Source organism: Mesorhizobium sp. M2C.T.Ca.TU.002.02.1.1, from assembly GCF_003997225.1.
Genome location: NZ_RZTO01000215.1, coordinates 1 through 8,166 on the forward strand (window position 1 = coordinate 1; position 8,166 = coordinate 8,166).

Consider the following 8,166-nt stretch of genomic DNA (forward strand, 5'->3'; position numbering starts at 1 on the left):
CCCGCCGGCGTATTCATGCTCGTATTGCCGCATACCTGCACTTCGTCATCCTCGGGCTTGACCCGAGGATCCATGCCGTGACAATCGCCGAAGAGCGCTACGGAGCAGAATTCTTAACCGCTTCAACGCTTTAGCGCCACGGCATGGATCCTAGGGTCTGCGCTCGTCGCTACGCTCCTCGCTCCGCCCTAGGATGACGAAGGCGATGGGTCGCGTTTCTTCGCGCCCCCTCTGGCCTGCCGGCCATCTCCCCCACAAGGGGGAGATTGGCAGCTGCGCCGCCGGCGCTCCTCCATCTGCGTCTTCGAATCTCTCAACAAAGGAATCTCAATCATGACAGATCTGGCAGAGGCCGGGTCCGTGGCTTCGCGGCCGGCGGGCAACCTGGCGACGCCTCCGGCTTCCGGGGACAACGGGTCCGCCCCGGCGGCCGGCAGAAGTTGGTTTGACGGTCTTTCCGAAGGCAACCGCAAGCTCGCTGAAGCCAAGGGCTGGACCAGGGCCGAAAGCCTCGATCGGGTTTTCACATCCTATGCGGAACTGGAGCGTCAGCAGGGCGAAAGCCTGCGCGTTCCGTCAAAGGACGCGCCGAAGGAGGAATGGGACAGGTTCCATTCCAGATTGCCGGAGGCGATGCGTCCGCTGACCTCGGCCGAGAAGGTCGAGTACCGGCGGCCCGAAAACCTGCCGGAGAACTTCGCCTATTCGGACGAGCTCGCCAATGCCTCGAAGGCCTGGGCGGTGGAAGCGGGCGCCAGCCCGAAGATCGCCCAAGCCTATCACGACCGCTTCGTCGGCTACATGGCCGAGCAGGCGGCGCAGCAGCAGGCGGCGCTGTCGCGCTCGGTCGAGGGAACCCATGACGAGCTGGTGCGCGACTGGGGGCCGACCGACAGCGATGGCTTTCGCCAGAAGCTCGAGGTCGCCAACCGGGCGATGAAGAAGCTGGGCTTGGTCAACGCCTACAAGCAGAAGGGCATCCTTCTGCCGGATGGCGCGCTGACCGATCCGCAGATCGCCCGCGCCTTCCATGCGATCGGCGAGGCGATGTTCCGCGAAGACACGATCGACGCCGACGGAGCGCCCAGGGGCCAAAACCCCTTCCGGCGCAACGCCGCCGGCGAGCGCAACATCTCGGCCATCTCCGCCCTTGTCAAAAGCGACCCTCAACGCGCCCGGCGGCTGGCCAGGGATGCGGGCGAAAACCCGGATCTCTGGATGCCCAACAACCCGCTCTAGCCGCCGGCCCCATCTCACCAACCTCAAAGGAAAGACCAAATGGCAGACGCCTATACCCGCATCGCGGACGCGATCGTTCCGTCCGTCTATGCCCAGTACTCGTTCGAGGAGCACGTCCAGTCCCTCGAAATTTTTCAGGCCGGCATCCTGTTTTCCGATCCGGCCATTTCCTCGAAGCTGTCGATGGGCGGCCGCTCGGTCGACATGCCCGGCTGGAAGGACCTCGGCAACGATCCGTCCGAGCCGGTCAATGACGATCCGGCCGATTCCATCGAGATGAAGAAGATCGGCTCGCGCCGCGAGGTCGCCGCCCGCAACGTGCGGGCCCAGGCCTGGGGCGTTCCGGACCTGACCGCGATCCTGGCCGGCGACGATCCGCAGAAGCTCATCGTGCGGCGCCAGACCGAATACTGGCAGCGCGCCAACAAGCTCACCCTGCTCGGCATCCTCAAGGGCGTGCTCGCCGACAATGTGGCGAACGATGGCGGCGACCTGGTGCGCACCACCGGCGCCTCGATCGTCGACACCGACATCATCGAGGCGGCCTACCTGATGGGCGACCGTGCCGACAAGTTCCGCACCATCTGGATGCATTCCAAGCAGATGAAGGCGCTGAAGCTCGCCGACCTCATCGACTATGTGCCGTCCTCGGAGCAGGGCGGGCCGCTCATCCCTTATTACATGGGGCTGCGCTGCGTGGTCGACGACGACATCCCGCAGGCGGCGGGCGTCTACACAGCCTTCATGTTCAAGGACAAGGCGATCCTGTGGAACGAGCTGCCGGTCAATTCCGAAGGCGGCCCGCTGGAGTTCGACCGCAAGCCGCGCCAGGGCCATGGCGGCGGCGTCACCGAAATGGTCGGCCGCCGGCATTTCGTGGCGCATGTTCCCGGCACGCGCTTCCTTGATGCTTCCACCGCGGGCGAGTTCGCCACCGACGCCGAGCTGGCGCTGGCGGCGAATTGGGACCGCACGGCATCCAGCGTGAAGAACATGAGCTTCATCGCGCTGAAGACGACCGAGGCGTAAGGCGCCCGGTTTTCCTCGCCCCCACGAAAGTGGGGGAGAGGTGGCCGCGAAGCGGCCGGAGAGGGGAGCGACCTTCGCGAAACGCGAAGAGCTGCGTCTTCAGCCGGTTCTGGTTTCGCACAGGGCGTCCCCCTCTCCCTCTCGGCTTCGCCGAGACACCTCTCCCCCGCGTTGCGGGGGCGAGGAACCCAAGCATCACCTCCCACACGGATCACCGACCCATGGCCATCACCCCGCTCGACATCGCCAACATGGCCTTAGCCGTTCTCGACGAGGCGCCGATCGACAGTCTCGACCAGGACGTCAAGGCGGCGCGCCTGCTCAATCTTCACCTCGATCTCACCCGAGAAGGCGAGCTCGCCAAGCACGCCTGGGTGTTCGCCATCCTTTCGGCGCAGGTTACGGGCGCCGACACCGGCTCCGGCGATTGCACGTTGAACTATGTCTACGAATTGCCGGCCGACTGCATCCGCCCGCTGCCGCTGACCGCCAATGGCGAGCCCGACGGGCAGCCGATCTCCTGGCGCCAGGAGGCGGGGCTCATCTATTGCGACCAGCCAGGGCCGCTGACCATCCGCTACATCGCCAATCTGACCGACCCGAACGACTGGGACGCGCTGTTCACCGAAGTGCTCGTGGCGGCGCTGGCGATCAAAACAGTGCATCCGCTGACCCACAAGGCCGGCATGATCGATATCGCCCGGGCGGCCTACGACCGCGCGCTTGACGCGGCCTTCAGCGCCGACGCCATCCAGCGTGGCGGCCGGCTCTATGCCGGCGCCTGGGCGACCAGGCGCGGCGATTTCCGGAGTCTTCGTTGATGACTGCGCTCTATCCGGTCCAGGACGTCTTCACCCGCGGCGAGATCTCGCCGAGGCTCCACTCGCGCGCCTCGCTCGAGCTCTATCGCGCGGCGCTCGCAAAATGCGAGAACTTCGTGACGCTTCCGCATGGCGGCATCCGCGCCCGTGGCGGCACCTACTTCGTCAACGAGGTGAAGAACTCGGCCAAGAAGACCCGCGGCATTCCCTTCATCTTCTCCTCCGATCAGGCCTACTGCCTGGAATTCGGCGATCAGTATATCCGCGTCTACGCCTATAGCGCGCGCGTCGGCACGGTCGAGATCGCCTCGCCCTATCTCGAGGCGGATCTTTTCGAGCTTGCCTATGTGCAGTCGGCCGACCAGATGTGGATCACGCATCGGAACTATCCGCCTAAGGTACTGACGCGCGAGGCGCACACCACCTGGACGCTGGCCGATTTCCAGTTTCTGGATGGGCCATACGACGACATCAACGATACCGGAACGACGATGACACCGGCGCAAACCGGCGCCGTCCATCCGATCATGACCGGCCTGACCACGCCAAGCGGCACGGTTTCGGGCGCCTATTCCGTCGGCAATGAATGGGGACCGTTCAGCAGTGGCGCGAGCGACTTTTATGACCCGGATCACGGCAACGGCTGGCTTGCTTATGACTTTTCCGGGTCGGCCACGAAAGTCTGCGATGCCTACTGGATCGCGGCTGTGGCCGGCAATCCCGAGTATACGCCCATATCGTGGACCTTCGAGGGCTACGACGGCAGCAACTGGGTCGTTATCGACACCCGGTCAGCCGAAAGCGGATGGTCCAGAAGTGAGCGTCGGTTCTACGAATGCGCTAACAAGATCGCGTTCCAATCCTATCGCCTGAACTGGTCGGCATCGAACGACAGCAACCAGAACGACAGCGCCATCCATCGTATGGGCTGGCACGAGGCCGGCGACAGCATGACGCCGTTCAGTCTCACTGCGTCATCGACGCTCGGCGTCAATGACGCAGCAGGCTTCCAATCGACCGATGTCGGGCGCGCGATCCGGCTGCTGGGCTCGGACGGCATCTGGCGCTGGGCGAAGATCGCGAGCGTCGTCAGCACCACCGTTGTCACCATCAGGCTCTACGGACATTCGCTGCCGGACCTCACGCCGATCACCCGCTGGCGTCTCGGCACGTTCGTGCCGGGAAAATATGTGGAATCGGGATCGCTCTACGAGGAGCGGCTGGCCTTCAGCCGGCGCTTTTCGGTCTATGCATCGGTCACCGGCGACTTCGACAATTTCGCGCTCGGCGAGAAGGACGACGATGCGCTGGAATTCATCCAGGCCGGCGGCGGCCAGGCCAACGACATCGTCTGGATCGCCGATTCCGACGGCGCGCTTCTGATCGGCACATCGGGCGGCATCCGCGCGCTGTCGGGATCCGGCCTAGACGAGGCGCTGACGCCTTCCTCGTTCAAGAACCGCCGCTCGCGCACCTTCGGTTGCGCCCGCATCCGCCCGGTCGATGCCGGCCAGTCCTTCCTCTATGTTACGCGCTCGCGCCGTTCGATCGCGGAGCTGACGCAGGTGCAGACCACCCGTTATCAATCCGACGACATCGGCCAGATATCGGAGCACATCCCGAAGAAAGGTGTCGTAGAGCTCGCCTACCAGACGGACCCGGACCCAATCCTTTGGTTTCCGCTGGATAACGGAGAGCTTGGGGGATACACGCACCAGCCGAGCCAGGAAGTTCGCGGCATGCACCGCCATCGCATCGGCGGAACGTTTTCCAGCTCCGATTGGGCGCTCGTCGAGAGCGCGGTGGTCACGCCCGGACAGAACGGCGTCGACGACATCTGGCTGATCGTCAGGCGTACCATCGGCGGCGTGACCAAACGCTACATCGAGGTGATGCAGACGCCCTTCGAATACGGCGCGTTGGAAGACGCCTTCCAGGTCGATTGCGGGCTGACCTATTCCGGCGCCGCGGTCAACGTCGTCTCCGGCCTCGGCCACCTCGATGGCAAGAAAGTCGACGTGTTAGCCGACGGCAAGGTTTTTCACGATCTCACCGTCGCGTCCGGTCAGGTGACGCTGCCTGGCGGCGCAACCGCCGCCAAATGGCAGGTCGGACTTGCCTTCCAGGCGCAGGCCGACACGCTGGAGCTCGATGTCGGCGGCCAGGACGGCTCGCTGATCGGCCGCCGCAAGAAAGTGGCGAAGCTCATCCTGTCGCTGCTCGAGACCGACACGACGGGGCTTCAGGTCCAGTCCTTCATGCGCGGCCGCTGGGAGGCCGTGCGCATGCCCTCGATCGTCGCGCCCGACGGCAAGGCCAAGCTCTACACCGGCAATGTCGAGGTGCCGATCGACGACAGCTGGGAAGGGCAGGGCAGGGTGAAAATCCGCCACGTCAACCCCACGCCCTGCACGATCCGGGCGTTCACGCCTGTGTTCGACGCGGAACCTTAAATCTCCCCCTCGAGGGGGGAGATTACCAATCCCACCAAGGAACCCACTCATGACATCCCATGCCGAAGCTCTCGGCAGGGCGCGGACGGCTGCGGATTTCGCAGCGGTCATTGCTCTGCTCGACACCTATCTCAGCCAAGCCGTCGCAAACCGGCAGAACCTCAAGCAAGCGGAAGACCGCGCCATTCTCGGCGATGGCGATCTCGCCTCCGCGCGGGCCGCGCTCGACGACTGCAACGACAGCATCGCGTTGCTGGAACGAACAATCGCCGCCGCCGGCAGCCGCCAAGCCGCGGCTGCGGAGAGCGAGGCCCGCGCGGACATCGCGGCGCTGGCCGAGGAGATCGAAGGCAAGGCGGCACTGCTCGGTTCCCGCTGGCGCGCCGCCCGCCGCCTGGTCGAGGAATTGCGCGAGGAATTGTTCGAGGCCGATGCGCTGTCGCGCGCCATCGCCACCGCCAACGGCCTGTTCGACGCCGCCGGCCTGCCGCGCCTGAAAGTGAGCCTCGCCGCCACCCGCCGCGCCGCCATGGCCGGCCCGCGCGCGGCGCCTCCAGCGCGCCTCAGCCGCGCCGGCCTCGCGGCCGACCGGCAACTCCTTTCGCTGATGAACTCTGGCGGCGCACTCGACCCGCGCCCGGCGCTCCGCGCGCCTGTCGCGGGCGCAACCAAGAAACCCAAGACCCTGCGAGGCTGAACCATGTGCACGTTAGCTCTACTCGGAACGGCCATTTCGGTCGGCGGCGCCCTGATGCAGGGCGCGCAGCAGCAGCAATTGGCCAACTACCAGGCCAAGGCTTACGAGCAGCAGGCGCAGGCGGAAGCGCAAAGCGCCGCCTTCGAGCAGAGACAGGAACGCCGCAAGCAGGACCTGCTCGAAGCCCAGGCGCGCGCCCAGGCGGGCGCTTCCGGAGTCGGCATAGCGGGGTCACCGACCGAGGTGCTCGCGGCGAACGCCCGGCAGGGTCAGGTCGATCTCGATGCGATCCAATACGGCTCGAAGATACGCCAGAACAACCTCAACACCCAGGCCGCCATATCGCGCTTCCAGGGCAAGCAGGCGATGACGACCTCTATCTTCAAGGCTGGCGGCAGCCTCATCGACGGTCTGTCGGGCCTCTACGATCCGGCCAAGTCCGTGACCTTCGGCGGGTCGTCGCTCTCGCCTCGAGCGAGCAGGGCCATCATCGGCGGCTACACGGGGCTCTACTGAGATGGTCCACATCATTCCTCTTTTTGTCGGCGAGCGCCGGCTCGATACCGCAATGCGGTGCAATATCCAGACTCCTCGCCGGTCGGCGAGGCGATGCGGCAACTCGGCGACCGGTGGCAGGCCGCCGCCGAGCGCTACGCGCAGCGCAAGGCGCAGCAGCAGGCCTTCGACACCGAGATCGCCGCGCGCCGGCTGAACGGGGAGCTCGCCCAGGCCGAGGCCGATGCCGTCGCCCATTCGCCCGCCGACGGCGCCGGCCATCGCGGGAAAACTGGTCCTGGAGATGAGACGTGTCGACTCTGGCGGTTACGTCAGCGATTTGTCTCCAGAAATCTCGTCGCGCTGGAAGACTGTATTTGGCAATGGACCTTCTGATCCAGGGGATTACGACCAAGACACGTATGACAGGACAATAGAGCTGTCTATCGCCCAGCAAAAAGCATTGGGTATTAACGATGAAAATCTACAGCCCGTGCCGTTATCGAGGCTGCTCAAGCTCACCCAAGATCGCGACAGTGGAAGTATGGACTTAATGGACAACTACGCAAAGGTGAGCGAGTTGTTCCGGCATACGAAAGGTGCCGTCGCGCAGGCAGCTCTGGTCCGGGAATTGGATCAGGCCGGCCTGGGCGGCATCCTGCCGGGCGGTAAGCCGGGCCTTTCTCCGAGCGAGGTGTTTCAAGCGGACGCCAAGGCCATTGGCAAGAAGACTGCGAATGCCGGCATACTCGCCGGCAAATTGATCAAAGGGGCTGGCTACGTTGTTTCCCTTGGATCAACCGAGCGTCCCGATTTCGGCCAAGGTTACTACGAGCCAGCGAACAGCACCGAAAAGGTGATGATGCGTCAGGGCGGTGACGCATTGAGCTGGGCGATACCGGTACCCGGGGTTGGGCGACTTATTGAACGTGCAGTACCGCGCGCAGTTGAGGCGGTCGGTTCCCAAGCGGCAGCGCAAGCGGAACGATCCATCGGCAATTCGGCAGTGGCCAAGATGCCAACTTCCGAGCCTGCCCTCAATCCAGTTGACTCGCTATATGGCGATGAGGGCATTCCGATAGCAAAGCCTCAGCCGGAGGACTTTTCTGAGCAACTCACGAAGTCGCGTGGCGCCGCCCGAGAACTTCCGGTCTCTGACCCTGACGCCTTCTCTCACGTGTCGACGTCCAGTCCCACGCGGGGCGGACGCCAGACAGCCCGCTCGCCTCGGAAGTCAAAGCTGGACCGTAAGATGATAGCTGAGGTGGCAGGGGGCCTATTCGCCAGAGATCCGGACCGCGTGGATATCCCCGGCGCAAAGTTCGGCGAAGCGATTACAAATGACTACAGGAAAGGGTATGCTCAAGCGAATCCCGGCGTGAACGTGAACGATCTCGTTATTCATCATCAGGCTGAGCGGCAACTTCTAAAT

The 8,166-nt window shown here is 64.4% G+C and carries 8 protein-coding genes; all 8 read left to right on the plus strand.

Annotated features, from left to right (window positions below):
• Nucleotides 1–333: 333 nt before the first annotated feature.
• A complete protein-coding gene (locus EOD07_RS13900; protein WP_127235871.1) occupies nt 334–1,239 on the plus strand; it encodes a hypothetical protein in 906 nt (301 codons plus the stop codon).
• A gap of 39 nt (nt 1,240–1,278) precedes the next feature.
• Entirely contained in the window at nt 1,279–2,268 is a 990-nt protein-coding gene (locus tag EOD07_RS13905) for a Coat protein (RefSeq protein ID WP_127235872.1), read from the plus strand.
• 221 nt (nt 2,269–2,489) lie between these two features.
• The gene (locus EOD07_RS13910) at nt 2,490–3,089 is read left to right on the plus strand and encodes a hypothetical protein (protein ID WP_127235873.1); all 600 of its coding nucleotides are present in this window, start codon (nt 2,490–2,492) and stop codon (nt 3,087–3,089) included.
• On the plus strand, nt 3,089–5,542 hold the full coding sequence (locus EOD07_RS13915) for a hypothetical protein (RefSeq protein WP_127235874.1): 2,454 nt from the start codon (nt 3,089–3,091) through the stop codon (nt 5,540–5,542). Before EOD07_RS13910 ends, EOD07_RS13915 begins: the two co-directional genes overlap by 1 nt.
• A gap of 49 nt (nt 5,543–5,591) precedes the next feature.
• Nucleotides 5,592–6,239 carry a hypothetical protein gene (locus EOD07_RS13920; RefSeq protein ID WP_127235875.1) on the plus strand — a complete coding sequence of 216 codons (648 nt, stop codon included), beginning with the start codon at nt 5,592–5,594 and terminating at the stop codon, nt 6,237–6,239.
• 3 nt (nt 6,240–6,242) lie between these two features.
• A complete protein-coding gene (locus EOD07_RS13925) occupies nt 6,243–6,755 on the plus strand; it encodes a hypothetical protein (protein WP_127235876.1) in 513 nt (170 codons plus the stop codon).
• A 93-nt stretch (nt 6,756–6,848) separates the two neighbouring features.
• Nucleotides 6,849–7,130: a hypothetical protein gene (locus tag EOD07_RS13930; RefSeq protein WP_127235877.1), complete on the plus strand. Its 282-nt coding sequence runs from the start codon at nt 6,849–6,851 to the stop codon at nt 7,128–7,130.
• Nucleotides 7,039–8,166 (plus strand): hypothetical protein (locus tag EOD07_RS13935; RefSeq protein WP_164772236.1); only part of this gene is annotated, 1,128 nt, incomplete at its 3' end. The genes EOD07_RS13930 and EOD07_RS13935, both read left to right, overlap by 92 nt.

Excerpts from the sequence above, each read along its gene's own strand:
- EOD07_RS13900 (WP_127235871.1), top strand. The coding sequence starts at position 334 with ATGACAGATCTGGCAGAGGCCGGGTCCGTGGCTTCGCGGCCGGCGGGC.
- EOD07_RS13905 (WP_127235872.1), top strand. The coding sequence starts at position 1,279 with ATGGCAGACGCCTATACCCGCATCGCGGACGCGATCGTTCCGTCCGTC.
- EOD07_RS13910 (WP_127235873.1), top strand. The coding sequence starts at position 2,490 with ATGGCCATCACCCCGCTCGACATCGCCAACATGGCCTTAGCCGTTCTC.
- EOD07_RS13915 (WP_127235874.1), top strand. The coding sequence starts at position 3,089 with ATGACTGCGCTCTATCCGGTCCAGGACGTCTTCACCCGCGGCGAGATC.
- EOD07_RS13920 (WP_127235875.1), top strand. The coding sequence starts at position 5,592 with ATGACATCCCATGCCGAAGCTCTCGGCAGGGCGCGGACGGCTGCGGAT.
- EOD07_RS13925 (WP_127235876.1), top strand. The coding sequence starts at position 6,243 with ATGTGCACGTTAGCTCTACTCGGAACGGCCATTTCGGTCGGCGGCGCC.
- EOD07_RS13930 (WP_127235877.1), top strand. The coding sequence starts at position 6,849 with ATGCGGCAACTCGGCGACCGGTGGCAGGCCGCCGCCGAGCGCTACGCG.